Origin of the sequence: Tistlia consotensis USBA 355, from assembly GCF_900177295.1 — a bacterium.
Classification (GTDB): Bacteria; Pseudomonadota; Alphaproteobacteria; order Kiloniellales; family DSM-21159; genus Tistlia; species Tistlia consotensis.
Genome location: NZ_FWZX01000007.1, coordinates 47,700 through 74,319 on the forward strand (window position 1 = coordinate 47,700; position 26,620 = coordinate 74,319).

General features: G+C 72.3%; 24 protein-coding genes and 1 riboswitch. Of the genes, 19 read left to right on the forward strand and 5 right to left on the reverse strand.

Annotated features, from left to right (window positions below; translation table 11 throughout):
* Window positions 1–16: 16 nt before the first annotated feature.
* Window positions 17–1,087 (reverse strand): tartrate dehydrogenase, encoded by a 1,071-nt coding sequence (locus B9O00_RS11110; protein WP_085122741.1) that lies wholly within the window; start codon window positions 1,085–1,087, stop codon window positions 17–19.
* A 216-nt stretch (window positions 1,088–1,303) separates the two neighbouring features.
* Here B9O00_RS11110 and B9O00_RS11115 point away from each other — a divergent pair, with 216 nt between their 5' ends.
* From B9O00_RS11115 to rpmG, 11 genes are all read left to right on the forward strand, one after another.
* Window positions 1,304–1,957, forward strand: a complete 654-nt coding sequence (locus B9O00_RS11115) for a DUF2239 family protein (RefSeq protein ID WP_085122742.1) — start codon at window positions 1,304–1,306, stop codon at window positions 1,955–1,957.
* A gap of 80 nt (window positions 1,958–2,037) precedes the next feature.
* The gene (plsY, locus tag B9O00_RS11120) at window positions 2,038–2,691 is read left to right on the forward strand and encodes a glycerol-3-phosphate 1-O-acyltransferase PlsY (RefSeq protein WP_085122743.1); all 654 of its coding nucleotides are present in this window, start codon (window positions 2,038–2,040) and stop codon (window positions 2,689–2,691) included.
* Between the two features lie 12 nt (window positions 2,692–2,703).
* Complete coding sequence (locus tag B9O00_RS11125) at window positions 2,704–3,513, forward strand: alpha/beta fold hydrolase (RefSeq protein WP_085122744.1); 810 nt, start codon at window positions 2,704–2,706, stop codon at window positions 3,511–3,513.
* Between the two features lie 102 nt (window positions 3,514–3,615).
* On the forward strand, window positions 3,616–4,137 hold the full coding sequence (locus B9O00_RS11130; protein ID WP_085122745.1) for a hypothetical protein: 522 nt from the start codon (window positions 3,616–3,618) through the stop codon (window positions 4,135–4,137).
* Window positions 4,138–4,284: 147 nt separating this feature from the next.
* A complete protein-coding gene (dprA, locus tag B9O00_RS11135) occupies window positions 4,285–5,436 on the forward strand; it encodes a DNA-processing protein DprA (protein WP_322111177.1) in 1,152 nt (383 codons plus the stop codon).
* Between the two features lie 63 nt (window positions 5,437–5,499).
* Entirely contained in the window at window positions 5,500–8,193 is a 2,694-nt protein-coding gene (gene topA / locus B9O00_RS11140) for a type I DNA topoisomerase (protein WP_085122747.1), read from the forward strand.
* Window positions 8,190–10,562, forward strand: a complete 2,373-nt coding sequence (gene rnr / locus B9O00_RS11145) for a ribonuclease R (RefSeq protein ID WP_085122748.1) — start codon at window positions 8,190–8,192, stop codon at window positions 10,560–10,562. The genes topA and rnr overlap by 4 nt, the downstream gene beginning before the upstream one ends.
* A 199-nt stretch (window positions 10,563–10,761) precedes the next feature.
* A complete protein-coding gene (locus B9O00_RS11150) occupies window positions 10,762–12,375 on the forward strand; it encodes a S41 family peptidase (protein WP_085122749.1) in 1,614 nt (537 codons plus the stop codon).
* Between the two features lie 16 nt (window positions 12,376–12,391).
* Window positions 12,392–13,093: an NUDIX domain-containing protein gene (locus B9O00_RS11155; protein WP_085122750.1), complete on the forward strand. Its 702-nt coding sequence runs from the start codon at window positions 12,392–12,394 to the stop codon at window positions 13,091–13,093.
* Between the two features lie 132 nt (window positions 13,094–13,225).
* On the forward strand, window positions 13,226–14,239 hold the full coding sequence (locus B9O00_RS11160) for an alpha/beta hydrolase family protein (protein ID WP_085122751.1): 1,014 nt from the start codon (window positions 13,226–13,228) through the stop codon (window positions 14,237–14,239).
* A gap of 119 nt (window positions 14,240–14,358) precedes the next feature.
* Window positions 14,359–14,526, forward strand: coding sequence for a 50S ribosomal protein L33 (gene rpmG / locus B9O00_RS11165; protein WP_085122752.1), 168 nt, complete (start codon window positions 14,359–14,361; stop codon window positions 14,524–14,526).
* A gap of 116 nt (window positions 14,527–14,642) precedes the next feature.
* Here rpmG and B9O00_RS11170 read toward each other — a convergent pair whose 3' ends face one another.
* Window positions 14,643–16,058 carry a PleD family two-component system response regulator gene (locus B9O00_RS11170; RefSeq protein WP_085122753.1) on the reverse strand — a complete coding sequence of 472 codons (1,416 nt, stop codon included), beginning with the start codon at window positions 16,056–16,058 and terminating at the stop codon, window positions 14,643–14,645.
* Window positions 16,059–16,082: 24 nt separating this feature from the next.
* Window positions 16,083–16,484: a response regulator gene (locus B9O00_RS11175; protein ID WP_085122754.1), complete on the reverse strand. Its 402-nt coding sequence runs from the start codon at window positions 16,482–16,484 to the stop codon at window positions 16,083–16,085.
* Window positions 16,485–16,632: 148 nt separating this feature from the next.
* On the opposite strand from B9O00_RS11175, the gene B9O00_RS11180 reads away from it, so the two are divergent.
* From B9O00_RS11180 to B9O00_RS11190, 3 genes are all read left to right on the forward strand, one after another.
* On the forward strand, window positions 16,633–17,541 hold the full coding sequence (locus B9O00_RS11180) for an ROK family protein (protein ID WP_085122755.1): 909 nt from the start codon (window positions 16,633–16,635) through the stop codon (window positions 17,539–17,541).
* Complete coding sequence (locus B9O00_RS11185) at window positions 17,538–18,824, forward strand: DNA polymerase IV (protein ID WP_085122756.1); 1,287 nt, start codon at window positions 17,538–17,540, stop codon at window positions 18,822–18,824. Before B9O00_RS11180 ends, B9O00_RS11185 begins: the two co-directional genes overlap by 4 nt.
* 92 nt (window positions 18,825–18,916) lie before the next feature.
* Entirely contained in the window at window positions 18,917–20,017 is a 1,101-nt protein-coding gene (locus B9O00_RS11190; RefSeq protein ID WP_085122757.1) for an FAD-dependent oxidoreductase, read from the forward strand.
* Between the two features lie 12 nt (window positions 20,018–20,029).
* Here B9O00_RS11190 and B9O00_RS11195 read toward each other — a convergent pair whose 3' ends face one another.
* Together B9O00_RS11195 and B9O00_RS11200 are read right to left on the reverse strand one after the other, a co-directional pair.
* The gene (locus B9O00_RS11195; RefSeq protein ID WP_085122758.1) at window positions 20,030–21,259 is read right to left on the reverse strand and encodes an MFS transporter; all 1,230 of its coding nucleotides are present in this window, start codon (window positions 21,257–21,259) and stop codon (window positions 20,030–20,032) included.
* Between the two features lie 110 nt (window positions 21,260–21,369).
* Entirely contained in the window at window positions 21,370–21,831 is a 462-nt protein-coding gene (locus B9O00_RS11200) for a hypothetical protein (protein WP_085122759.1), read from the reverse strand.
* A 135-nt stretch (window positions 21,832–21,966) separates the two neighbouring features.
* Window positions 21,967–22,110, forward strand: a riboswitch (TPP riboswitch).
* Window positions 22,111–22,222: 112 nt separating this feature from the next.
* Here B9O00_RS11200 and thiC point away from each other — a divergent pair.
* Genes thiC through B9O00_RS11225 form a run of 5 tightly spaced genes read left to right on the forward strand, consistent with a single transcriptional unit; the run spans window position 22,223 to window position 26,616 of the window.
* Entirely contained in the window at window positions 22,223–24,064 is a 1,842-nt protein-coding gene (thiC, locus tag B9O00_RS11205; protein WP_085122760.1) for a phosphomethylpyrimidine synthase ThiC, read from the forward strand.
* 1 nt (window position 24,065) lies between these two features.
* Window positions 24,066–25,148 carry a glycine oxidase ThiO gene (gene thiO / locus B9O00_RS11210; RefSeq protein ID WP_085122761.1) on the forward strand — a complete coding sequence of 361 codons (1,083 nt, stop codon included), beginning with the start codon at window positions 24,066–24,068 and terminating at the stop codon, window positions 25,146–25,148.
* Window positions 25,108–25,236: a sulfur carrier protein ThiS gene (gene thiS, locus B9O00_RS33765; RefSeq protein WP_235017104.1), complete on the forward strand. Its 129-nt coding sequence runs from the start codon at window positions 25,108–25,110 to the stop codon at window positions 25,234–25,236. Before thiO ends, thiS begins: the two co-directional genes overlap by 41 nt.
* Before the next feature lies 1 nt (window position 25,237).
* Window positions 25,238–26,014: a thiazole synthase gene (locus tag B9O00_RS11220; RefSeq protein ID WP_085122763.1), complete on the forward strand. Its 777-nt coding sequence runs from the start codon at window positions 25,238–25,240 to the stop codon at window positions 26,012–26,014.
* Window positions 26,011–26,616, forward strand: coding sequence for a thiamine phosphate synthase (locus B9O00_RS11225; RefSeq protein ID WP_085122764.1), 606 nt, complete (start codon window positions 26,011–26,013; stop codon window positions 26,614–26,616). The genes B9O00_RS11220 and B9O00_RS11225 overlap by 4 nt, the downstream gene beginning before the upstream one ends.
* The last annotated feature ends 4 nt before the right edge of the window (window positions 26,617–26,620 follow it).

Sequence of the window (26,620 nt, forward strand, 5' to 3'; positions counted from 1 at the left end):
CGCCGCCGGCGCCGCCCTACCCCGCGATCGCCTTCAGGATCGCCTGGCCGCAGGCCTTCGTATCGGCCGTGCCGCCGAGGTCGCGGGTGCGCGCCGCCGGGTCGGTCAGCACCGCCTCCATGGCCTTCTCCAGGGTCTTCGCCGCCTCGGGCTCGCCCAGGAAGTCGAGCATCATGGCGGCGGTCCAGACCGCGGCGATCGGGTTGGCGACGCCCTTGCCGGCGATGTCCGGGGCCGAGCCGTGCACCGGCTCGAACATCGAGGGCAGCGCGCGGCTCGGGTTGAGGTTGGCCGAGGGCGCGATGCCGATCGAGCCGGCGCAGGCCGGCCCCAGGTCCGAAAGGATGTCGCCGAACAGGTTGGAGCCGACGACCACGTCGAACCAGTCCGGATGCAGCACGAAGTTCGCGGTCAGGATGTCGATGTGGAACTGCGCCGTGCCGACCCCGGGGTGGCGCTGCTTCGCGGCCTCGAAGCGCTCGTCCCAGAAGGGCATGGTGTGGACGATGCCGTTCGACTTGGTCGCCGAGGTCACGTGCTTGCGCGGCCGCGTCTTCGCCAGCTCGAAGGCGTAGTCGAGGATGCGGTCGACGCCGCGCCGGGTGAAGACCGTCTCCTGCACCGCCGCCTCGTGCTCGGTGCCGCGGTAGAGCCGGCCGCCGATCTCGGAGTACTCGCCCTCGACGTTCTCGCGCACCACGACGAAGTCGATGTCGGCCTTGCCGCGCCCGGCGAGCGGCGAGGTCACGCCCTCGAGCAGGCGCACTGGCCGGACGTTGGCGTAGAGGTCGAGGTCGCGGCGCAGCGGGATCAAGAGGCCCCAGAGCGAGACGTGGTCCGGCACGCCGGGCCAGCCGACCGCGCCCAGGTAGATCGAGTCGCACTCCTTGACCTGGTCGATGCCGTCCTCCGGCATCATCCGGCCGGTCCGGTCGTAGCGCTCGCAGGACCAGTCGAGCGGCCGCCACTCGATTGAGAAGCCGTGCCGGTCGGCGACCGCGTCGGCGGCCTCCTGGCCGACCGGGATGACCTCCTTGCCGATGCCGTCGCCGGGAATGCTCGCGATCACGTAGCGGCGGTTGCTCATGCAGTCGTCTCCTCGGGATTCTTCTGTCTGTCGGGCGACGCCCTCGGCGACGCGGGAGGCGCATTCTTGAGCAGGCGCACGGCGGGCTCAATGGCGCGCGGGACATGGCACGGTTGGGGCGGGCGCCGGGCGGGTCCCATTTTTCCACCCGGATCAAATTGACTCGGTCGTTTTCGCCCGGGTAGAAAGCACCGCCCACGAACCGAGGATGCCCCGATGACCGACCCGCTCGCCAGGCCCTGCACCGCCTTCGAAGGCCAGCGCCTGCTGCGCGCCGGCTCATTGGTCGAGGTCGCCCTGGCGGTCCGTGACGCGACCGCGCGCGCGCCCGACGCGCCGCTGCTGGTCTTCGACGACGCGACCGGCCGGGTCGTCGACCTGGACCTGCGCGGCAGCGAGGCCGAACTGATCGAGCGGCTGTCGCAGCCCGCGGCCCTCGCCGGTCGCGCGTCGCGCCCACCCGCCCGGCAGGATGCCGCCTCCGCCGAACCGCGCGGCCGCGGCCGCCCGAAGCTGGGCGTCGTCGCCCGCGAGGTGACGCTGCTGCCGCGGCACTGGGAGTGGCTGGCGGCCCAGCCCGGCGGCGCCTCGGCGGCCCTGCGCCGGCTGGTCGAGGAGGCCCGGCGCAGCGACGGCCCGCACCAGCGGCGGCGCGCCGCCCAGGAGGCCGCCTACCGCTTCCTCTCGGCCCTGGCCGGCGACCTGCCCGGCTACGAGGAGGCCTGCCGCGCGCTCTTCGCCGACGACCGGCCGGGCTTCGAGCGGCAGATCGCCGGCTGGCCGGCCGACCTGCGCGCCTACGCCGTCAGGCTCGCCTTCGCCGGCGGTGCGCGGCACGACCCTGCCGGCGCGCCAGTCGAGCAGGCGTGATGCCCGGAGCGGCAGCCGCGCCTTGACGCGCTCCGGCCCGCCTGCGTGAATCGCGGGCCGTCCCGGCAGCTGGAGACCTCATGCCCGACCCGATCTCCTGGGAGTTCGCCTGGCCCTACCTGCTGGCCGCGCTGGCCGCCGGCTACCTGCTCGGATCGATCCCCTTCGGCCTGGTGCTGACCCGCCTCGCCGGCCTCGGCGACATCCGCAAGATCGGCTCGGGCAACATCGGCATGACCAACGTGCTGCGCACCGGGCGCAAGGACCTGGCCGCGGCGACGCTGGTGCTGGACAGCGGCAAGGGCGCGGCGGCGGCGCTGCTCGCCTACTGGTGGGGCGGCCCGGACCCGATGATCGTCGCCGGCTTCGGCGCCGTCGTCGGCCACCTCTTCCCGGTCTGGCTCGGCTTCAGGGGCGGCAAGGGCGTCGCGACGACGCTCGGCACGCTGCTCGCCGTGTCCTGGCCGGTCGGCCTCGCGGCCTGCGCGACCTGGGCCCTGGTCGCGGCGCTGTTCCGCTACTCCTCGCTGGCCGCCCTGGTCTCGCTCGCCGCCTCGCCAATCTTCGCGTGGTTTCTGAGAGGGAATCTGCAACTCGTTCAATTCGCGGCGATCCTTGCGATCCTGGTCTGGTCGCGCCATCTGCAGAACATCGGCCGGCTGCTGCGCGGCCAGGAGAGCAGGCTCGGCCAGAAGGCCGCGCCGAAGGCCGATGCGCCCGACAGGAAGCCCTAGGGAGGAGAGGCCGTGAGCCAGGTCCGCCAGATCGAGGCCAACGGCCTCAGCCAGTGCGTCGAGATCGCCGGGCCGGCCGACGCCCCGGCCGTGGTGCTGTCCCATTCGCTCGCCTGCAGCCGGGCGATGTGGCGCCCGCAGATCGAGGCGCTGGCCAAGGACCATCTGGTCGTCGCCTACGACACCCGCGGCCACGGCGGCACGGCGGCGCCCGACGGCCCCTACGATCTCGAGCTGCTGGCCGCCGACCTGCTCGGCCTCGCCGAGGCGCTGACGCTGCCCCGCTTCCACTTCGTCGGCCTGTCGATGGGCGGCATGATCGGCCAGCAGCTGGCCCTGACCGCCCCCGGGAAGTTGATCTCCCTGACCCTCTGCGCGACGACCAGCCGGATCCCGCCGGAGGGCCGCAAGGCCTTCGACGAGCGCATCGCGGCCGCCGAGAGCCAGGGCATGGCGGCGCTGGCCGAGGCGACCCTGGCGCGCTGGTTCACCGAGCCCTTCCGCGCCGCCGGCCGGCCCGAGGTCGAGGCGATCCGCCAGCTGATCCTGGCGACGCCGGTTGCCGGCTTCGTCGGCTGCTGCCGGGCGATCCAGCCGCTCGACCTGACCGACCGCCTGCCGGCGGTTCGCACGCCGACCCTGGTGCTGGCCGGCCAGGACGATCCCGGCATGCCGCCGGCGGTGATGCAGACGATCAAGGAGCAGATCCCAGGCGCCCAGCTCTGCGTCCTCGCCCACGCCGCCCACCTGCTCAACGTCGAGCAGGCCGAGACGACCAGCGGCCTGCTGCGCAGCTTCATCGGCGCGCACGGACGAGGTTGAACCGCAGACATGCGGTTCGTCAGGCGCCGACCGAGACCGAGGCGCGGCAAGATCGTGTGGTGTCGACTCCGTTCATTCGCCCTGCCGGGATCCGCCGTCGCCTTGGCCTTGACCGCCACCTGGCCCCTCATCCTTTCTCTCCAAGGCTATCCCAGCGAATACGCTTCGATTTCGATCCTGTGGGCAATCTTGGCGGTGATGCTGGCGTGCGGGGCCTACACGACCCTATCGGACGAATTGATGTACCTATGTCATCTCGACGGATCGGTCAGCCTCCATTTGAGATCGGGGCTGATGGGCGCGAAGGCGGGGAAAATCGATGTGCGCGAGAGGCATATGCAGTTGCTTCGCGCAGCCCGTACGATACTCGCGCTGAGGCGCAGCGGCACTGACCCGGACACAGAGCTAATAGTCCGCTCGCAACTGATCGACCGGAATGTGGCGGCGCGCCTCCTGAAGGTCGGTTTCACACCAACTCGAACGCCGAGGTGGAAGAGTGCATTCTATCGGCTCGCCTTTCGCTTCAGTACCTGGACCGTGGCGCTTCGGGGAAGGCAGGTGGTCGTCAGGGATCCCAAGAACTGGGACACGACATGGTACATTCGTGTGAAAGACCTTCCGTAGCGGGATGTCGGACCTAACACTCGCTCGCTCCATCGTCGAGCAATGCGCAACGAGCGGAATCGCTCGCTTGACAGTGGCGCCACTGCAACCGGTAATTGCCCGCACGATGAGCAGGCACTTCTTCTTCTGAGCGGCCCGGCAGGCGGCGTGGCAGGCGTGGTCGCGGCACCGGAACAGGCGTCGAGCCGGCCGCTGAGCGAGGCCGAGCGGCTGGACTGGCTGCGGCTCAGCCGGACCGAGCACGTCGGCCCCGTCACCTTCCGCCAGCTGCTCGCCCGCTTCGGCACGGCGGCGGCGGCGCTGGAGGCGCTGCCCGACCTGGCCCGCCGCGGCGGCCGGCGCGCCGCCCCCCGCATCCCCTCCCCGGCCGAGGCCGAGCGGGAACTCGAGGCGATCGAGCGGATCGGCGCGACGACCCTCGGCCTGACGGAGCCCGGCTATCCGGAGCCCCTGGCCGCCACCGACGACGCGCCGCCGCTGCTGATCCTCAGGGGCCGCAGCGAGCTGCTGGCCCGGCCCGCCGTCGCCCTGGTCGGCGCCCGCAACGCCTCGGCCAACGGCCGGACCCTGGCCCGCACCCTGGCGCGCGACTGTGCCGCCGCCGGCTTCGTGGTCGCCTCGGGCCTGGCGCGCGGCATCGACGCCGCGGCCCACGAGGGCGCGCTGGACGGCGGCACGATCGCCGCCGTCGCCGGCGGGCTCGACGTCTGCTATCCGCCGGAGAACCGGGCGCTGCAGCAGGCGATCGGCGAGCGCGGCCTGCTGGTCGGCGAGCAGCCGCCGGGGCTGGAGCCGCAGGCCCGCCACTTCCCGCGCCGCAACCGGATCATCTCCGGCCTGTCGCTCGGCGTCGTCGTGGTCGAGGCGGCGCTGCGCTCCGGCTCGCTGATCACGGCGCGCCTGGCGCTGGAGCAGGGCCGCGAGGTCGGCGCCGTGCCGGGCTCGCCGCTCGACCCGCGGGCCCGCGGCTGCAACGCCCTGCTGCGCCAGGGCGCGATCCTGGTCGAGGAGGCCGACGACCTGCTGCGCGCCCTGATGGGACAGGGCCTGCCTTCACGCCCGGCGCGGCTCGAAGAGCCCGCGCCGCCGGCCGGAGCGGCGGCGGGCGGAGCCTCCGATGCGGCCCGCGCCGCGGTGGTCGAATGCCTCGGCCCATCCGGTGTCGCGGTTGACGAAGTCCTGCGCCGGTGCCAATTGTCTGCCTCCCTGGTCAGCCTGATCCTGATGGAACTGGAGCTGGCCGGCCGTTTGGAACGCCAGCCGGGCGGGAGGGTCGCACTGATCGGCGCGCCCGACTGACCGCCCGCCAGCAACGAGGCAGCCCGACCTTCCTGTCGCGGGCGCCGCCACTTCCGGAACAGCATGCACGTCGTCGTCGTCGAATCGCCCGCCAAGGCCAAGACCATCAACAAGTATCTGGGCAAGGACTTCCAGGTGCTGGCCAGCTACGGCCATGTCCGCGACCTGCCGTCGAAGGACGGCTCGGTCCTGCCGGACCAGGACTTCGCCATGGCCTGGGAGGTCGAGGGCCGCGGCGAGCGCCAGATCAAGGAGATCGCCCAGGCGGTCCGCAACGCCGACCGGCTCTATCTCGCGACCGACCCGGACCGCGAGGGCGAGGCGATCTCCTGGCACATCGTCGAGGAGCTGAAGCGCCGGCGCATCCTCAAGGACATCCCGGTGCAGCGCGTGGTCTTCAACGAGATCACCCGCAACGCCGTGATCGAGGCCTTCAAGCAGCCGCGCGACATCGACGTGAACCTGGTCGACGCCTACCTGGCGCGCCGCGCGCTCGACTACCTGGTCGGCTTCACCCTCTCGCCGGTGCTCTGGCGCAAGCTGCCGGGCAGCCGCTCGGCGGGCCGCGTGCAGTCGGTCGCGCTGCGGCTGATCTGCGAGCGCGAGGCCGAGATCGAGGTCTTCCGGGCGCAGGAGTACTGGTCGGTCGAGGCGCTGCTCGACAGCGTCGCGACGGCGCCCTTCAAGGCGCGCCTGACCCACCTCGAGGGGCGCAAGCTGGAGCGCCTGGAGATCGGCGACAAGGGGGCTGCCGACCGGGCCGTCGCGGCGATCCGCGGCGCCGGGCGCTACACCGTCGCCTCGGTCGAGAAGAAGCAGGTCCGGCGCAACCCGCAGCCGCCCTTCACGACCTCGACCCTGCAGCAGGAGGCCAGCCGCAAGCTCGGCTTCGGCGCCTCGCGCACCATGCGCATCGCCCAGAAGCTCTACGAGGGCGTCGAGGTCGACGGCGAGACGGTCGGCCTGATCACCTACATGCGGACCGACGGCGTCGCCATGTCGAACGAGGCGATCGGGGCGGCCCGCCAGACCATCGCCGCGCGCTACGGCGACAACTACCTGCCGAACGCGCCGCGCCAGTACAAGACCAAGGCGAAGAACGCCCAGGAGGCCCACGAGGCGATCCGCCCGACCGACTTCGGCCGCCATCCCGACCAGGTCCGCCGGCGCCTCTCGGAGGAGGAGGCCAGGCTCTACGACCTGGTCTACGTCCGCGCCCTGGCCAGCCAGATGGAGGCCGCGCAGCTGGAGCAGGTCGCCGTCGACATCCGCTGCGGCGGGGCTAGTGAGGCTTCGGCGAACGCCGCCGGGGCCGGCGTCGCGACCCTGCGGGCGACCGGCCAGGTCGTGCTGTTCGACGGCTTCCTCAGGCTCTACCAGGAGGGCCGCGACGACGACGAGGAGGAGTCCTCGCAGCGCCTGCCCAAGCTCGCCGAGGGCCAGGACCTGACCCTGCGCGACGTGCTGGCCGAGCAGCACTTCACCCAGCCGCCGCCGCGCTATTCCGAGGCCAGCCTGGTCAAGAAGCTGGAGGAGCTCGGCATCGGCCGGCCCTCGACCTACGCCTCGATCCTGCAGGTCCTGCAGGACCGCGAGTACGTCCGGCTCGACAAGCGGCGCTTCCTGCCCGAGGACCGCGGCCGCCTGGTCACCGCCTTCCTGAGCGCCTTCTTCCAGCGCTACGTCGAGTATTCCTTCACCGCCTCGATGGAGGAGGAGCTCGACGAGGTCTCCGACGGCAAGGTCGACTACAAGACCGTGCTGCGCCGCTTCTGGGAGGCCTTCGCCGCGGCGGTCGAGGAGACCAAGGGCCTGCGCATCGCCGACGTCATCGACGCGCTCGACCGCGACCTCGGCCCGCACTTCTTCCCGATCGATCCCGACAAGCCGGGCGTCGACCCCCGGGCCTGCCCGGTCTGCGGCAACGGCCGGCTCGGCATCCGGCTCGGCAAGACCGGCGGCTTCGTCGGCTGCTCGAACTATCCCGAGTGCCGCTACACCCGCCCGCTGATCGCGCCGGGCAGCGAGGAGGCCGAGCAGGCGGCCGCCCTGGGCGGCGACACGCTGGAGCTCGGCACGGACCCCGGCAGCGGCCAGTCGGTCACCCTGCGCAAGGGCCCCTACGGCTTCTACATCCAGCTCGGCGAGGCCAAGGAGAAGGGCGACAAGCCGAAGCGCTCCTCGCTGCCGCCCAACACCACGCCCGATTCGCTCGACCTGGACCTCGCGCTCAAGCTGCTCGCCCTGCCGCGCAGCCTCGGCGTCCACGAGGGCGAAGAGGTCACCGCCGGCATCGGCCGCTACGGCCCCTACGTCAAGCGCGCCAGCGTCTACAAGTCGATCCCGAAGGACGAGGACGTGCTGACGATCGGCATGAACCGCGCGATCGACCTGCTGAGCCAGAAGCCCGGCGGCGAGGCCAAGACGATCGGCAACCATCCCGACGACGGCAAGCCGGTGACCGCTCAGAAGGGCCGCTACGGCCCTTACGTCAAGCACGGCAAGATCAACGCCACGCTGCCCAAGGACCTGACCCTCGAGGAGATCACGCTCGACAAGGCCGTCGAGCTGCTGCGCGCCCAGGCCGAGAAGAAGGGCGCCGGCAAAGGCAAGGCGCCCGCCAAGGCCGCGCCCAAGGCGAAGACGGCGCCCAAGGCGAAGGCGCCCGCGAAGAAGGCCGCCACCAAGAGCGCCGGCAAGACGGGCGCCAGGTCCAAAGCCAAGGCGGGGGCCAAGACCGCGAAAGCCGCCGAGTGAGCGCCGACAAGCCGTTTCCGACCCGGGACGAGGTCCTGACCTATGTGCGCGAGAGCCCGACCCCGGTCGGCAAGCGGGAGATCGCGCGCGCCTTCGGCATCAAGGGCGCCGACCGCCAGCGCCTGAAGGTGCTGCTCAGGGAGCTGAAGCTCGACGGCGAGCTGGAGGCACCGGAGCGCCGCAAGGTCGCCGCGGCCGGCGCCCTGCCCGAGGTCGCGGTGCTGACCGTGGTCGGCCTCGACGAGGACGGCGAGACCCTGGCCCGGCCGGTGCGCTGGGAGGCCGAGACCGAGCCGCCGACCATCTACCTGGAGCCCGGCAGGCAGAGCCGCTCGGCCCTGGCCGAGGGCGACCGCGCGCTGTGCCGCCTGACCCGCGTCGACGCCGGCCACTACGAGGCGCGGGTGATCCGCCGGCTCGGCGCCGCCCCTCGGCGGGTGCTCGGCATGATCGAGCTGGCCAAGGACGGCCTGCGGGTCAAGCCGACCGACAAGCGCGCCAAGAAGGACTACCTGCTGCGCAAGGCCGACGCCAAGGGCGCCGAGGTCGGCGAGCTGGTGCTCTGCGAGCCGAAGCCGCACCATCGCCGCGTCGGCCCGCCCGAGGTCGTGGTGCTGGAGCGCCTCGGCGGCCTCGACAACCAGCACGCCCTCAGCCTGATCGCGATCCACGAGCACGGCCTGCCGACCGAGTTCTCCGACGCCGCGGTCGAGGAGGCGGAGGTCGCCGGGCCGGTCACGCTCGGCCGCCGCGAGGACCTGCGCGCACTGCCCCTGGTGACGATCGACGGCGCCGACGCCCGCGACTTCGACGATGCGGTCTTCGCCGAGCCCGACGACGACCCCGGGAACCCCGGCGGCTGGCACATCCTGGTCGCGATCGCCGACGTCGCCCACTACGTGCGCCCCGAGGGCCCGCTCGACCGCGAGGCGCGCGAGCGCGGCAACTCGGCCTACTTCCCCGATCGCGTCGTGCCGATGCTGCCGGAGGCGCTGTCGAACGGCTGGTGCTCGCTGAAGCCTAAGGAGGAGCGCGGCTGCCTCGCCTGCCACCTCTGGATCGACGCCGAGGGCCGGCCGAAGCGGCACCGCTTCCTGCGCGGCCTGATGCGCTCGGCGGCGCGCCTGACCTACGAGCAGGTCCAGGCCGCGGTCGACGGGCGGCCCGACGACCTGACCGGCCCCCTGCTGGCGCCGGTGCTGGCGCCGCTCTACGGCGCCTTCCGGGCCCTGCTGGCCGCCCGCCAGGCGCGCGGCACGCTCGACCTCGACGTGCCCGAGCGGCGCATCGTCATGGACGAGCGCGGCAACGTCGCGCGCATCGAGCCGCGCCGGCGCCTCGACAGCCACCGGCTGATCGAGGAGTTCATGATCGCCGCCAACGTCGCGGCGGCGGCCGAGCTGGAGAGCCGCCAGCGGCCCTGCATGTACCGGGTCCACGACGTGCCCGACGAGGCCAAGGTCGCGGCGCTGCGCGACGTCCTGGCGACGCTCGACCTGAAGCTCGCCAAGGGCCAGGTGATCCGCGCCGCCTCCTTCGGCCGGATCCTGGAGATGGCCGAGGGCAAGCCCTATGCCCAGATGGTCTCGGAGCTGATCCTCCGGAGCCAGGCCCAGGCGATCTACAGCCCCGCCAACATCGGCCACTTCGGCCTGGCGCTGGTGCGCTATGCCCACTTCACCTCGCCGATCCGGCGCTATGCCGACCTGCTGGTGCACCGCAGCCTGATCGCCGCGCTCGGCCTCGGCGACGACGGCCTGACGGCTCGCGAGGTCTCGCGCTTCGAGGAGATCGGCCAGCACATCTCGACGACCGAGCGGCGCGCCGCGGCCGCCGAGCGCGACGCCGTCGACCGCCTGACCGCCGCCTTCCTCAAGGAGCGGGTCGGCGAGGTCTTCGCCGGCCGCGTCAACGGCGTCACCCGCTTCGGCCTGTTCGTGACCCTGAACGAGAGCGGCGGCGACGGCCTGGTGCCGGTCTCCAGCCTGCCCGGCGACTTCTACCAGCACGACGAGCGGATCCACGCCCTGGTCGGCCGGCGCTGGGGCCGCACCTACCGCCTGGGCGAGAAGGTCCGCGCGCGCCTGATCGAGGCCGATCCGCTGACCGGCGGCCTGATCCTCAACCTGGTCGAGGCCGACGAGGCCGAGGCGGAGGCCGGGAGCGCCGACGGCTGGGAGCCGCTCGACGGCGGTCCGCCACCCGCCGCGCGGCCGGTGCGTAGGAGCGGCGGCCGCGGCAGCCCGAAGCACCGGCCCGCGAAGGCCAAGGCGAAAGCGGCGAAGGCCGGCAAGGCGCCGCGCGCCGCCGGGAAGAAGGGCAAGTCCGGCGCACGGGACAAGACGCGAACGCCCAAGGGCCGCCGTTAACCAGCGTCGACCGCGCGCAGGCTAACGATTGATTCAAGGATTCTGCCGTCCAATCGGGACCGGGTGCGGCATAGCGGCGCGAGTCCGGACCGTGGGGCCGTCTCGACATTTACCATGGCTCCGCCCTAGTGTGGGGCGGTGATGGGCCGCGAAGCGCAGGCTTTCGGGGGCGCCACACGTGAAGAGGATCTGCATTCGAATGACGGCGTCCGGCCGCTCCCGTTTCCCCCGCCCCGCCCTGTCGCGGCTCGGCGCCCTGACCCTGACCCTGCTGATCCTCGGCTCCTGCGCGGCGGCGCCGCAGCAGCAGGCCGCGGGCGAGAGCCAGTTCGACGAAGGCCAGGTCCGCCGGATGTTCTCGGCCGGCTACCAGGACATCTCCTCGGTCTACATCCGCGAGATCCCGGTCGAGGACCTGGCGATGCACGCGCTGCGCGGTCTCTCCGACATCGACCCGAGCATCGCGGTGACCCAGGACGGCAAGACCTTCGTCATGACGGTCGGCGGCCTGCGCGCCGGCCAGTACGACATGCCCGAGGGCGACTCCAGCGGCCCCTGGGCGCGCGCCACGGCCGAGGCCGTCGCCGACACGCGCAAGCTGTCGAAGCCCCTGGCCGACACGCCGATCGAGTCGGTCTACGAGACGATGTTCGACGCCATGCTGACGCAGCTCGACACCTACTCGCGCTACGCCGGCCGCGACGAGGCGCGTGAGAACCGCGCCAGCCGCGACGGCTTCGGCGGCATCGGCGTGCGCATCCGCGTCGTCGAGGAAGGCGTGCGCGTGATGGACGTCATGGAAGGCACGCCGGCCGAGGCCGCGGGCCTGAAGAACGACGACCTGATCGTGTCGATCGACGGCGAGAGCGCGGTCGGCCTCGACCAGCGCGACGTCGTCCGGCGCCTGCGCGGGCCCCTCGACAGCAAGGTCGAGATGACCGTGCGGCGCGAGGGCGTCGGCCAGCCGATCAAGCTCGACATCACGCGCGCCCACATCGTGCCGCAGACCGTCAGCTACCATCCCGAAGGCCGCGAGGCCTATTTCAAGGTCACCGGCTTCAACCAGAACACGACCCGCTCGCTGCGCGACAAGATCCTCGAGGCGCAGCACGAGATGGGCGGCAACCTGGCCGGCTACATCCTCGACCTGCGTGGCAATCCGGGCGGCCTGCTCGACCAGTCGGTGACCGTCGCCGACCTGTTCATCGGTCACGGCCGCATCGTCTCGACCCATGGCCGCCATCCCGACAGTCACCAGTACTTCGACGCCCAGGACGACGTGATCACCGGCGGCCGCCCGGTCGTCGCCCTGGTCAACGGCAACTCCGCCTCGGCCTCGGAGATCGTCGCCGCGGCCCTGCAGGACAGCGGCCAGGCGGTGATCGTCGGCTCCAACTCCTTCGGCAAGGGCACGGTGCAGACCGTGCTGCGGATGCCCAACGAGGGCGAGCTGACCCTGACCTGGGCGCGCTTCCATGCGCCCTCCGGCTACGCCCTGCAGCATCGCGGGGTGCTGCCCGACATCTGCACCAGCACCGACGTCGGCGGCGCCGACGAGGTCGTCGACCGCCTGGTCGCCGGCCAGCTGCCGATCGCCCGCGCGGTCCGGCAGGCCGACATCCAGCCCGACGACGAGACCGCGCTGGCCGCGCTCCGGGCCCGCTGCCCGACGCGCGAGACCGAGAGCGAGATCGACGTCAAGGTCGCGCGCCGGCTGATCGAGGATCCGGGCCTCTACGCCCGGGCCCGCGGCGACGCGCCGACCAACACCGCCGATCGCGGCCATGCCGTCGCGGCCGCCGTGGTGAAGTGAGCCGGCCGGCCGACGCTTGGAGCCGGCTGCCGGACAGTCCCCGCCCAGACCGGAGCGCCGCACGGGCGTAAGGCCGCGCGACGCGGCCGGAGTCGTCGTGCTGCGTGACGGCCGGCACGGCGCCGAGGTGCTGCTCGGCCGGCGCAGCCGGCAGGCGCGTTTCATGCCCAGCGTCTACGTCTTTCCCGGCGGCCGCCTCGACCCGCTCGACGCCAGGGCCAGCGGCTTCGCCGAGCCGCTGGCGCGCCCCTCGGGCGCCGTCGACGGCGCGACCCGCCGCCGCTTCGCCGCCCTCGCCCGCTGCGCCCTGCGCGAGGTCTGGGAGGAGACGGGACTGCTGCTCGGCCTGGCCGCCGGGCCGGCCGGCGGGCCGGTCAGCGACCCGGTAGCGGCCTGCTGGCGGCCCTTCGTCGAGGCCGGCCTGACGCCGGCCTTCGGCCGGCTCGGCCTCGCCGCCCGCGCGATCACGCCGGCGGTCTCGCCGATCCGCTTCCACACCCGCTTCTTCCTGCTGGTCGGCCTGGAGCCGACGCCCTCCGGCCGCGGCGACGGCGAGCTCGACGACGTCGGCTTCGTGCCGACCGCCGAGGTCCTGGGCCTGCCGATGTCCAGCGTCACCGCCCTGGTGCTCGCCGAATGCATGGCCCGGCGCCGCGATCCGGAGCGCCCGAGCCGGCTCTTCGCCTGGCGCGACGGCGAGATCCCGATCTACCGCTGACGGCCGGCGGCAGGGCCGTGGCGCACGGCCGATCCGGCGAGCCCCCCTCTTCTCGCCCCTTGCCGTTCCTCAACCCGACTCCCACCTGTGCGACGCGCAACGGCTGACCAGGACGAAGGGCGGGCGAACGGGATGCTGCGAACCGTACTGGGAGTCGCCTGGCTGCTTCTGCTGGCCGCCGTCGCCCTGCCGGACGCCCGCGCCGCGGACGCGTCGGGCGTCGGCTTCAGGCGCCTCGAGGTCGTCGATCCGGTGAGCGGCCGGCCGATGGACGCCGCCCTGTTCTATCCGGGCACCGGCGGCGATGGCACGACGGAGATCGGCCCCTACGACATCGACGGCCTGCGCGGGGCTGAGATCGCGCCGGGCCGCCATCCTCTCGTGCTCGTCTCGCACGGCGATCTGGGCAGCCTCTGGGGACACCACGACCTGGCGAGCTTCCTGGCCCGCAAGGGCTTCCTCGTCGTCTCGGTGCTGCATCCCGGCGACAACTACCGCGACCCGAGCGGGCTCGGCGCCGTCAGCACGATCTACGGCCGTCCCCTGCAGATCTCGGCCGCTCTGACCGCCGCGCTCCAGGCTCCCTTCCTGGCCGGCCGCATCGACAGCGACCGGATCGGCTTCGCCGGCTTCTCGGCCGGCGGCACGACCGGCCTGATCCTGGCCGGGGCGCAGCCCGACCTGTCGCGTCTCGAGACCTATTGCGCGGCCCGGCCCGCGGACCACGCGGTCTGCGAGGCGGGAGGCAGGATCCGGAACGACCGGCCCGATCTCCTGCCCACCGCCGACCCGCGGATCGGGGCATTCGTGCTGCTGGCGCCGCTCAGCGTCGTCTTTCCGCGCGACGGCCTGAAGCGGGTCGAGGCGCCGCTGCGGCTCTACGTCGGCGACGCGGACCAGCAGCTCTCGCCCGAGCGCAACGCCCTTGCGCTCGCCCGCGACCTGCCGGTGCCGCCGGCGCTCGAGGTCCTTCCCGGCGCCGGTCATTTCGTCTTCCTCGCGCCCTGCTCGGCCCGCCTGGCCGCCAGCCTGCCGGCGCTCTGCCGGGATGCTCCCGGCGTCGATCGCGCGGCCCTGCACCGGCAGATGAACGCCGAGATCGCCCGTTTCCTCGACGCACGGTCCGACGGGGCCCCGCGCCGGTGAATCGGCGCTTCCGCGCTTGACACGGCGGCCTGGAACGCTAATCTCCGCGCCTCTTCGAAGAACCCGTACAGAGAGTCCGCCCATCGAACAGTCCGAGGGCGGCGGCGAGGAACAGAGCCATGGCCAAGTCCGTGACGCAGTGGATCAAGCTGGTGAGCACCGCCGACACCGGCTACTTCTACGTCATCAAGAAGAACCCGCGGAACCAGACCGAGAAGATGGCTTTCCGCAAGTACGATCCGCGCGCGCGCAAGCACGTCGAGTTCAAGGAAGCCAAGATGAAGTAGCGTCGCCGCGGAGCCCAGGCTCCGCCGGCAGACCTGCTGACGCCGAAACGGCCGCCTCCGGGCGGCCGTTTCGCGTTCTCGCCGCCGCACGGCGTCCCGACGCCGGCGGCCCCGCCTCAGGGGCGGCCGTAGGCGTACTGCGGGTCGGACTCGGAGAGGTCGGCCGGCCGGGCGGCGACGACGCGGTCGCGGCCGCCGCCCTTGGCCTCGTAGAGCGCCGCGTCGGCGCGCTTCAGCAGCTGGTCGCCGGTCTCCATCGGGTCGGTCGCGGTGGCGACGCCGGCCGAGAAGGTGACCGTCAGTCCCTCGTCGCGCCCGGGCACCCCGAAGCGCTTCTCGCCGATCAGCCGGCGCAGGCGGTCGGCCACCGCCAGGGCGTGCTCGGCGTCGGTGTCGGGCATGATCACCACGAACTCCTCGCCGCCGTAGCGGGCCAGCATGTCGAAGCTGCGCACGTTGTTGCCGACGCGCTGGGAGACCTCCTTCAGCACGGCGTCGCCGGCGTCGTGGCCGAGCTCGTCGTTGACCAGCTTGAAGCGGTCCAGGTCGAACAGCATGATCGAGACCGGCTTGCTGCTGTCGGCCATCTCCATCAGCTTGCGCTCGAGATGGGCCTTCAGATAGCGCCGGTTGTAGGCGCCGGTCAGCGGGTCGGTGTAGGCCATCGAGACGGTGCGGTCGAGCAGGCTGCGCAGGCGATGGTAGTAGCGGCGCCGGCGCAGCTGGGTGCGCACCCGGGCGCGCAGCTCGTTGCGGTCGACCGGCTCGATCAGGTAGTCGGAGACGCCGAGCTCGAGGCCCTTGGCGAGACGCGGCAGGTCGGATTCGTCGAGCACCAGCAGCAGCGGCAGCTGGCGCGTCGTCTCCTGGCTGCGCAGCTGGCCGCAGAGCCGCATGCCGTCCTGGCCGCTGAGGTCGATGTGCACGATCGCGAGGTCGAGGGCCGGCTCGGCCTGGCTGCGCTGCATGGCCTCGGCGGCGTCGCCGACGATCTCGACCTCGTGGCCGGCCTGGCGCAGCTGGTCGGCGATGCGCTGGGAGCGATGCTGCTGGGCGTCGACGATCAGGACGTGCGCGCCGGCCAGCGCCTCCTCGGCGCCGAGATCCTCGAGCTCGCTCGAGCCGGCCGTCGCCTGGCGCGCCCGCAGCTCGTCGGTCAGGGTCTTCAAGCGGACCAGCGAGCGCACCCGCGCGAAGAGCGCATGGTCGTTGATCGGCTTCGAGAGGAAGTCGTCGGCGCCGGCCTCCAGGCCGCGCACGCGGTCGCTGACGTCGGTCAGCGCGGTCACCATGACGACGGGGATGTGGCGGGTCTGGGGGTCCTGGCGCAGCCGGCGGCAGACCTCGAAGCCGTCCATGCCGGGCATCATGACGTCGAGCAGGATGACGTCCGGCGAATCGGCGACCGCGCGCTCCAGGGCACCGGCGCCGTCGAACGCGGTGATGACGTCGAAGTACTCAGCGGTGAGCTTGGCCTCGAGGACCTTGACGTTGGGGAGGATGTCGTCGACGACGAGGATGCGCGCGGACAAGGCTCTGGTTCCGACCCCTGCCGACTAGCTGAGGAAGCGTTCGACGGTTTCCAGGAACTTGGTGACCGAGATCGGCTTGGCGATGTAGGCCTCGCAGCCGCCCTCGCGGATCTTCTCTTCGTCGCCCTTCATGGCGAAGGCGGTCACGGCGATCACGGGAATCTGCTTGAGGTTGTCGTCCTCCTTGATCCACTTGGTGACCTCCAGGCCCGAGACCTCGGGCAGCTGGATGTCCATCAGGATCAGGTCCGGACGGTGCTGGCGCGCGATCTTCAGGGCTTCCATGCCGTCCTTGGTCTGCAGGATATTGTAGCCATGGGCTTCCAGCAGATCGTGGAAGAGCTTCATGTTGAGGTCGTTGTCCTCGACGACCAGCACGGTCTTCGGTTCGCCCCCGACTTCCGCGCCGTTCTTCCCGTCCGTCATTTCGCGCAAGCTCCCCTGAAGCACCGTGTCCCCTCCCCGTACACTAGCAGACACTCATACGCCTTCCGGCACTGCATTTCTAATCGTCCGAGGGTTAACGTTTCGTTAGGCACATGATCGTCGCAACGCCGGCCGAAGGAGCCGTTGAATGAGACTCGGAATCGACCTCGGCGGCACGAAGATCTCGGGCCTGGCGCTCGATCAGCAGGGCCGGACCCTGGCGCGCTGCCGCAGCGCGACGCCGCGCGGCGACTACGCGGCGACGCTGGAGGCGATCGCCGCCATCGTCGCGCGCCTGGAGGCCGAGACCGGCCGCCGCGGCTCCGTCGGAGTCGCGATCCCCGGCACGGTCTCCAGCCTGACCGGCCTGGTCAAGAACGCCAACTCGACCTGGCTGATCGGCGAGCCCCTCGACCGCGACCTGGCGGAGCGGCTGGACCGGCCCGTGCGGGTCGAGAATGACGCCAACTGCTTCGCCCTGTCCGAGGCGACCGACGGCGCCGGCGCCGGCGCGCCGACCGTGTTCGGCGTGATCCTCGGCACCGGGGTCGGCGGCGGCCTGGTCGTCGAGGGCCGGCCGCTGCCCGGCCGCGACGGCATCGCCGGCGAGTGGGGCCACAATCCCCTGCCCTGGCCGCAGGACGACGAACGGCCCGGCCCGCCCTGCTATTGCGGCCGCCGGGGCTGCGTCGAGACCTTCCTGTCCGGCCCGGCCCTGGCGCGCGAGGCCGGCGCCGGCAGCGGCGAGGCCGCGGTCCTGGCCGCCGAGGCCGGCGAGCCGCGCGCCCAGGCCGCGCTGGCGCGCTACGTCGAGCGCCTCGGGCGCGGCCTGGCCCACGTCATCAACATCTTCGACCCGCACGTCGTCGTGCTCGGCGGCGGCCTCTCGGAGCTGCCGCTGCTCTATCGCGAGGTGCCGCCGCGGCTCGCCGGCTGGGTCTTCTCGGACCGGCCGGACACGCCGATCCGGGCACCGCGCTTCGGCGCCGACTCGGGCGTCCGAGGCGCCGCCTGGCTGTGGCGCGAGGAGGAGCTGGCGGAGGCCGTCGGCGCGTGACCACGCTCTGCCGCGACTGCTTCTCGCTGCTCGACGAGCCGCCGGCGGACGGCCGCTGCCCGCGCTGCCGGCACCGGCGCCTGGTCGCGCATCCGGAGCTGACGGCCCTGTCGATCGCGCACCTCGACTGCGACGCCTTCTACGCCTCGGTCGAGAAGCGCGACGACCCCAGCCTGCGCGACAAGCCGGTGATCGTCGGCGGCGGCCATCGCGGTGTCGTCTCGGCGGCCTGCTACGTCGCCCGGCTCTACGGCGTCCGCTCGGCCATGCCGATGTTCAAGGCGCTGGCGGCCTGCCCTGATGCCGTCGTCATCAAGCCGAACATGGCCAAGTACCGCGAGGCCGGCGAGGAGATCCGCCGGCGCATGCGCGCGCTGACGCCGCTGGTCGAGCCGCTGTCGATCGACGAGGCCTTCCTGGACCTGACCGGCACCGAGAAGCTGCACCACGGGGCGCCGGCGGTCACGCTGGCGCGGCTCGCCGCCGAGATCGAGCGCGAGCTGTCGCTGACCGTCTCGATCGGCCTCAGCTGCAACAAGTTCCTGGCCAAGATCGCCTCCGACCTCGACAAGCCGCGCGGCTTCGCGGTGATCGGCGCGGCCGAGGCAAAGGACTTCCTGGCCGACCGCCCGGTCTCGCTGCTGTGGGGCGTCGGCAAGGCCCTGAACGCCTCGCTGGAGCGCGAGGGCATCCGCCGGATCCGCGACCTCTGGCCCTACGAGGAGGCGGAGCTGATCGCGCGCCACGGCGCCATGGGCCGGCGCCTCTACCGCATGAGCCGCGGCCTCGACGACCGCAGGGTCGATCCCGACGCGCCGACCAAGTCGATTTCCGCGGAGACGACCTTCGACAGCAACCTCAGCGACCCCGAGGCGCTGCTCGCCGAGCTCTGGCCGCTCTGCGAGACCGTGGCCCGGCGGCTGCGCAAGGCCGGGCTCGGCGGCCGCACGGTGACCCTGAAGCTCAAGACCGGCCAGTTCCGCAACATCACCCGCAGCCGCAGCCTGTCGAGCCCGACCCAGCTCGCCGACATCCTCTACCGCGAAGGCAAGGCGCTGCTGCTGGCGGCGGCCGACGGCACCGCCTTCCGGCTGATCGGCATCGGCGCCTCGGAGCTGGGCCCGGCCGCCGAGGCCGACCAGCCCGACCTGCTGGAGCCGGACCGCGCACGCCGTGCCCAGGTCGCCCGCGCCGTCGAGAGCGTGCGCGAGCGCCTGGGCAGCGAGGCGATCACGCGCGGCCGCGGCCTGACGCGCCCGGGACCCGGCAAGGCGCCGCGCTGATCAGACACAGGGGAGCATCGGCAAGATGCTGGTTCACCTCGCACCGGCAGCGTGGCACCGTTGCCTGCACGGCGCTGAACGGAGGACCCGCGATGACGGAAGCCTTGGACGTCCTGGTGGTCGGGGCCGGTCCGGTCGGCATGGCGGCGGCCCTGGAGCTGAACCGGCTGGGCCGGAGCGTGCGCATCATCGACAGCAACGAGGGCCGGACGACGCTCAGCAAGGCGCTGGCGGTCAACGCCAAGACGCTGGAGCTCATGAAGCCGCTCGGCCTCGATGAGCGCATCGTCGCGGACGGCCTGGAGATCCACGGCGCCCAGCTCTTCTTCGACGGCGAGCCGCTGGTCCGCGTGCAGCTCGCCGCACCGCCGGGCCACAGGAACTTCCTCCTCTCCCTGCCGCAGAGCGAAACCGAGCGCATCTTCGAGGAGACGCTGGCCGAGCGCGGCATCACCGTCGACCGGCAGACCGAGCTGGTGAGCCTCGAGGACGACGGCCGGGGCGTCGCCGCAAGGCTGCGCGGCCCGGACGGCGAGAGCGAGCAGCGCGCGCTCTGGCTGCTCGGCGCCGACGGCGCCCGCTCGACCGTGCGCCAGGAGCTCGGCCTGAGCTTCGCCGGCAAGCACTACGACGAGCACTGGAGTCTCGCCGACCTGACCTTCGACTGGCCCGAGGCCCGGGAGAACATCAACCTCTTCCTGAGCCGCGACGGTCACGTCGACTTCCTGGCACGCATCGAGGGCGACCGCTGGCGGCTGGTCTCGACGGCGCCCGGCGTCGCCGAGCGCCTGCCGCGCGGCGCGGTGCTGCGCGAGTCGCACTGGCAGTCGGACTTCCACGTCGCCCTGCGCCAGGTCGAGAGCTACCGCAAGGGACGCTGCTGCCTGGCCGGCGACGCCGCGCACGTCCATTCGCCGGCCGGAGGGCGCGGCATGAACCTCGGCATCTGGGACGCGGTCTCCTTTGCCCGGCGGCTCGACGCCGGCACGCTCGACGGCTACGACGCCGAGCGCCACCCGATCGGGCGCAAGGTGCTGGACTTCACCGACCGGCTGTTCGCCGTCATGAGGCTGAGCAACCCGCTGGCCCAGGGCCTGCGCAACGCCGCGCTCCGCCACATCGCGCCCTTGCCCGTCCCGCGCAGGCGCCTCAGCCGGGCGCTGCTCGGCCTCGATACCGAAGGGATGGCCTGACCGGCCGCCGTCCTACTCCGCGGCCGCGGCCGCCCGGCGATGATGGCCGCGCAGGCGGACCACCGCGGCGAGGACGATCAGCAGCGGCACCACGACGGCCAGGTTGAGAGCCTGCCAGCCCAGCGCCTCGTGGATCGCGCCGCTCGAGAAGGCGGTGATCGCCACCGTCGTGAAGACGCAGAGGTCGTTGGCCGCCTGGACCTTGGCCTTCTCCTCCGGCCGGTAGGTCCGGGTCAGCAGGGTCGAGCCGCCGACGAAGAGGAAGTTCCAGCCGAGGCCGAGCAGGAACAGCGCGCCGCCGAACTGCTCGACCGCCTCGCCGCTCAGGTTGATCGCGACGCAGGCGAGGATCAGCAGGGCGCCAATCGCCAGGATGCGGTGGATGCCGAAGCGCTGGATCAGGCTGCCGGTGAAGAACGACGGCCCGTACATGCCGATCACGTGCAGCTGGATGACGAAGGCCGCGGTCTCGAAGGTGTGGTCGCAGGCCAGCATGGCCGGCGGCGTCGAAACCATGATCAGGTTCATGGCGCCATAGCCGACCATGCCGCAGAGCACGGCGACCAGGAAGGCCGGCTGCGCCGCGATCTGCGTCAGGGGCCGGCCCGAGCCGCCCTCGGCCTCGCGCTTCGGCAGCGGGATCTGGATCAGCTGCAGGATCGCCATCGAGGCCAGCATCAGCACGGCGATCGAGGCGTAGGCGCCGGCGAACATCACCGGCGCGAAGAGCTCGCGGGTGTGCTTGGCGAGCTCCGGCCCCAGGATCCCGGCCACGACCCCGCCGGCCAGGACCAGCGAGATCGCCTTGGCCTTGAAGGCGTCGCTCGCCGTGTCGGCGGCCGCGAAGCGGTAGTACATGGCGCCGGCGGCGAAGACGCCGAAGCAGAAGCCGGCGGCGCAGAGCAGCAGGAAGTCGGCCCGGTAGACCGCCTCGATGCCGAGGCCCGCGCCGAGGATGCCGAACAGGGCACCGAGCGTGAAGCCGAAGCGCCTGCCGCGATGCTTCATGATCAGCGAGGCCGGCACCGTCGACAGCATCATCGCCAGGAACTGGATCGCCAGCGGCAGGGTCGCCAGCTTGGGATCGCCGGCCAGGCTGCCGCCGACGATCGCCGTGATCGTCATGAGCATCGACTGGCTGCTCATCGAGAGCGCCTGGCAGGTCGCGAGCAGCCAGACGTTGCGGACCGTCGGGTCGCGCGGCGCGTGGGTCGGGGCTGGAGCGGTCTGGCGGGGCGTCATGGCCGGCGAGCATAGGCAAAGCATGGGGCCTCAGCTAGACGGGACGTCGCAGGTCTGCCTTGAGGCGGATCAAGCGGCCGCGCCGCCGCGCAGCCACCCGATACTGCGGGTCAGCCGGCCCGCCGGCCGAGTTTCCGGGTCTCGATCCCGGTCACCAGGATCGCCGTCAGGACATTGCCGCCGAGCAGCTTGTTGCCGACCTTGAGCAGGCGCTGCTTGGTGAACTGGATGTCGTCGACGTGCTCCTGGACGTAGCGCAGCGAGTAGAGGCTGTAGAGCTCGGTGATGAAGGCGTCGCGCAGCTGCGGCAGGCGGTTCTGCAGGTCGGTTATGGCGACGTCGCCGCCGACCTCCAGCTTGATCGCCAGGGTGACGTGCTCGGTGACGACGCCTTCGCGAATCATCGGCACGATGAAGGGGGCCATCGTGACGTACTTCGGCGCCGGCGCCGGCCTGGCCGCCGCCTCCTGCTTCTTCTGCTCGGCCAGGTAGGGCAGCCCGACCTTCCACAGCGCGATGCCGCCGCCGCCGAGCAGCAGGATGACGAGAAAGAGGATGATCGCCTTGCGCATCGAGGCGGGCCTGCGGGTCTGGTCCGGGGGGATCGGCGGACCAGCCTAGCAGCCGGCCCGTTAGGGCAGGGTTAACGCCGGCAGCGACGCCGAGGCGGATCGCTTGACAGGCCCGTCGCGACGTCCCCAGACTGGCGGCTCCACCAGGGGAGCCCCGACAAGGGGCTGAGATACCGCTGGGCCCCTCGATCCCGATCCGGGATCGCTCCGGGGCAGCGCGGTGACCCTTCGAACCTGATCCAGTTAATGCTGGCGTAGGGATGGTGCGAGGGCTCCGCGGAAGCGGCCGGACCCGACCCGAGGTCGACCACCGGACAGCAGCGGAGCCTCCTTCTCACCCTTCCGGCAAAAAGCTGGGTCTCCCTTGCGACGACAGCAAAGGAGCCTCGTCATGACCGCCCGGACCCCCACTCCCGTCGCGCCCGAGATCACCGCCGGCGCCCTGCCCGCCTCGCGCAAGGTCTACAGAGCCGGAAAGCGCCATCCCGAGCTCAGGGTGCCGCTGCGCGAGATCGACCTGCATCCGAGCGCCGGGGAGCCGCCGCTCGCGGTCTACGACTCCTCGGGGCCTTACACCGATCCGGCCCACGCCTGCGACATCGCGCGCGGCCTGCCGCGCCTGCGCGAGGCCTGGATCGAGGCGCGCGGCGACGTCGAGCGCCGCGACGGCCGCCCGGCCGGGGCCGGGAACAGCGGCCTCGCCTTCCCGCTCCGCCACCGGCCGCTCAGGGCCAGGGACGGACGCGCCGTGACCCAGCTCGCCTATGCCCGGGCCGGCATCGTCACCCCCGAGATGGAGTTCGTCGCGATTCGCGAGAACCTGGGCCGCGAGAACCTGGGCCGCGAGAACCTGGGCCGCGAGGGACTGCGGGCGGCGGCCGGGCGCGACGGCGAGAGCTTCGGCGCGGCGATTCCCGAGGCCGTGACACCCGAGTTCGTGCGCGACGAGGTGGCCCGCGGCCGCGCCATCATCCCGGCCAACATCAACCACCCCGAGGCCGAGCCGATGATCATCGGCCGCAACTTCCTGGTGAAGGTCAACGCCAACATCGGCAACTCGGCCGTGACCTCCTCGATGGCCGAGGAGGTCGAGAAGATGGTCTGGGCGATCCGCTGGGGCGCCGACACGGTCATGGACCTCTCGACCGGCCGTGACATCCACGACATCCGCGAGTGGATCGTCCGCAACGCGCCGGTGCCGATCGGCACGGTGCCGATCTACCAGGCGCTGGAGAAGGTCGGCGGCGTCGCCGAGGCGCTGACCTGGGAGGTCTATCGCGACACGCTGGTCGAGCAGGCCGAGCAGGGCGTCGACTACTTCACGATCCACGCCGGCCTGCGCCTGCACCACATCCCGCTGACCGTCGACCGGGTCACCGGCATCGTCTCGCGCGGCGGCTCGATCATGGCGAAGTGGTGCCTGCACCATCACCGGGAGAGCTTCCTCTACGAGCGTTTCGAGGAGATCTGCGACATCTGCCGCGCCTACGACGTCGCCTTCTCGCTGGGCGACGGCCTGCGCCCCGGCTCGATCGCCGATGCCAACGATGCCGCGCAGTTCGCCGAGCTGGAGACCCTGGGCGAGCTGACCCGCATCGCCTGGGCCAGGGACTGCCAGGTGATGATCGAGGGCCCCGGCCACGTGCCGCTGCACAAGATCAAGGCGAACGTGGACAAGCAGCTCGCGACCTGCGGCGAGGCGCCCTTCTACACCCTCGGCCCGCTGACCACCGACATCGCACCGGGATACGACCACATCACCTCGGGCATCGGCGCCGCGATGATCGGCTGGTTCGGCACGGCGATGCTCTGCTACGTGACGCCGAAGGAGCATCTCGGCCTGCCCGACCGCGACGACGTCAAGACCGGCGTCGTGACCTACAAGATCGCCGCCCACGCCGCCGATCTCGCCAAGGGCCATCCGGCGGCGCGGGCCCGCGACGACGCGCTGTCCCGCGCCCGCTTCGAGTTCCGCTGGGAGGACCAGTTCAACCTCTCGCTCGACCCCGAGACGGCGCGCGACTTCCACGACCGGACCCTGCCCAAGCAGGCGCACAAGCTCGCGCACTTCTGCTCGATGTGCGGCCCGAAGTTCTGCTCCATGCGGATCTCCCACGAGCTGCGCGCCGATGCGCAGAAGCAGGGCTTGGCGGCGATGGCCGAGCGCTACCGCCAGGGCGGCGACCTCTACCTGCCGGTCGGCGAGACCGGGGAGACGGCACGGGAGCCCTAGCATGCGCGTGCTGGTCAGGGGCGCCGGCGTCGCGGGCCTCGCCGTCGCCCACGAGCTCGCCGTCGGCGGTGCCGAGGTCACGCTGGTCGAGCGGGAGCCGGCGCCGGGCGGCGGCGCCTCCTGGTACGCCGGCGGCATGCTGGCGCCCTTCTGCGAGCGCGAGAGCGCGGAGCCGGCGGTGCTCGTGCTCGGCCGCAACGCCGCCCGCTGGTGGCAGGCGGCCCTGCCGGGCCTCGTGCGCTTCGAGGGCACGCTGGTCGTCGCTCCGCCGAGGGACAGCGGCGAGCTGGCGCGCTTCGCCGCCCGCACGGAAGGTGCCCGCCGGCTCGACGCTGCGGCTGTCGCGGCGCTCGAGCCGGATCTCGCCGGCCGCTTCCGGAGCGGCCTCTTCTTCGGACAGGAAGCGCATCTCGACCCGCGCCGCGCGCTGCTGCGGCTCCACGCCAGGCTGGTCACGCTCGGGGTGCGCTGCCACTTCGGCCGGACCGCGCCGCCGCCCGGCCAGCGCTTCGAGCGGACGGTCGACTGCACCGGCATGGCGGCCGGGCGGCCGGGCCTGCGCGGCGTGCGCGGCGAGATGCTCTACCTGGAGACCGGGGAGATCGCCCTCTCCCGCCCGGTGCGGCTGATCCATCCGCGCTTCCCCGTCTACGTCGTGCCGCGCGGCGCAGGCCGCTTCATGGTCGGCGCGACGATGATCGAGAGCGCGGCCGAGGGCCCCGTTTCCGCACGCTCGATGATGGAGCTGCTGAACGCCGCCTACGCGCTGCACCCGGCCTTCGGCGAGGCGCGCGTCGTCGAGGCCTCCAGCGGCGTCAGGCCCGCCTATGCCGACAACCTGCCGCGGATCGAGGCCGAGGGCGACCGGCTGTTCGTCAACGGCTTCCACCGCCACGGCTTCCTGCTGGCGCCGGCGCTCGCGGCGCGGGCGGCACGCCTTGTCCTTTCCCATGATGCCGAACCGGAGAACAGCGATGAGACTGATCGTCAACGGCAGGGAGCTCGAGTCGGAAGCGACGACGCTCGCAGCGCTGCTGGCCGAGCTGAAGTTCCTCGGCAACTGCTACGCGACAGCGGTCAATAGCGAGGTCGTCCCGCGGGCCCGGCGCCAGGAGGCCGCGCTCGCGGAGGGCGACCGGATCGAGATCCTGTCGCCGATGCAGGGAGGCTGAGATGGCACCGGCGCTCTACGGAACGGCCCTGCGCTCGCGGCTGCTGCTCGGCACCGCGCAGTACCCCTCGCCGGCCGTCCTCGCCGAGGCGGTGCGCGCGTCCGGCGCCGCCGCCGTCACCGTCTCGCTGCGCCGCGAGACGGCGCAGGGCGGCGCCCGCGGGGCGTTCTGGGAGCTGCTCCAGGGCCTCGACGTCGCGCTGCTGCCGAACACCGCCGGCTGCCATACGGTCAAGGAAGCGGTGACCACGGCCCGTCTGGCCCGCGAGCTGTTCGGCACCGACTGGATCAAGCTGGAGGTCATCGGCCACCACGACACGCTGCAGCCGGAGGTCTTCGCCCTGGTCGAGGCGGCGCGCATCCTGTCGGACGAGGGCTTCCGGGTCTTCCCCTACACGACCGACGACCTGGTCGTCGCCGAGCGGCTGCTCGAGGCCGGCTGCAAGGTGCTGATGCCCTGGTGCGCGCCGATCGGCTCGGCCAGGGGACCGATGAATTCCGACGCTCTGCGCGCGCTGCGCGCCCACTTCCCGGAGACGCCGCTGATCGTCGACGCCGGCCTCGGCCGCCCCTCCCACGCGGCCGCCGTGATGGAGCTCGGCTTCGACGCCGTGCTGCTCAACACCGCCGTCGCCAAGGCCGGTGACCCGGTCGCGATGGCCTGCGCCTTCGCCCGGGCGGTCGAGGCCGGCTGCGCAGCCCATGCGGCCGGCCTGCTGGAGCCGCGCGACATGGCGGTGCCCTCAACTCCGACGATCGGACGGGCGGTCTTCTCGTGAGGCTCGATCCCTTCTACCTGATCGTCGACGGCGCCGACTGGATCGAGCGTCTGGTGCCGCTCGGCGTGCGGCTGGTGCAGCTGCGCATCAAGGGGCGGGACGAGGCGTACCTGCGCGCCGAGATCCGCCGCGCCCGGGAGACCTGCGCCCGGCACGGCTGCCGGCTGGTCGTCAACGACCACTGGCGGCTGGCGATCGAGGAGGGCTGCGAGGCGGTCCACCTGGGCCAGGAGGATCTCGCTGCGGCCGACCGGGCGGCGATCCGACGGGCTGGGCTGAGGCTCGGCCTCAGCAGCCACGACCCGAGGGAGCTGGAGGCCGCCCTGGCGGCCGGGCCGGACTACGTCGCCCTCGGCCCGATCTATCCGACGGTGCTGAAGAGGATGACGTGGGCGCCCCAGGGCCTGGACCGCCTCGCCGACTGGAAGCGCCGCGTCGCCCCGCTGCCGCTGGTCGCCATCGGCGGCCTGACTCCGGAGCGGCTGTCGGGCGTCTTCGAGGCCGGCGCCGACTGCGCTGCCGTGGTGACCGACGTGCTGCGCCATCCCGATCCGGAGGCGCGCACGCGCGACTGGCTGGCCGCGACGACGGTCTGGCGCTGACCGG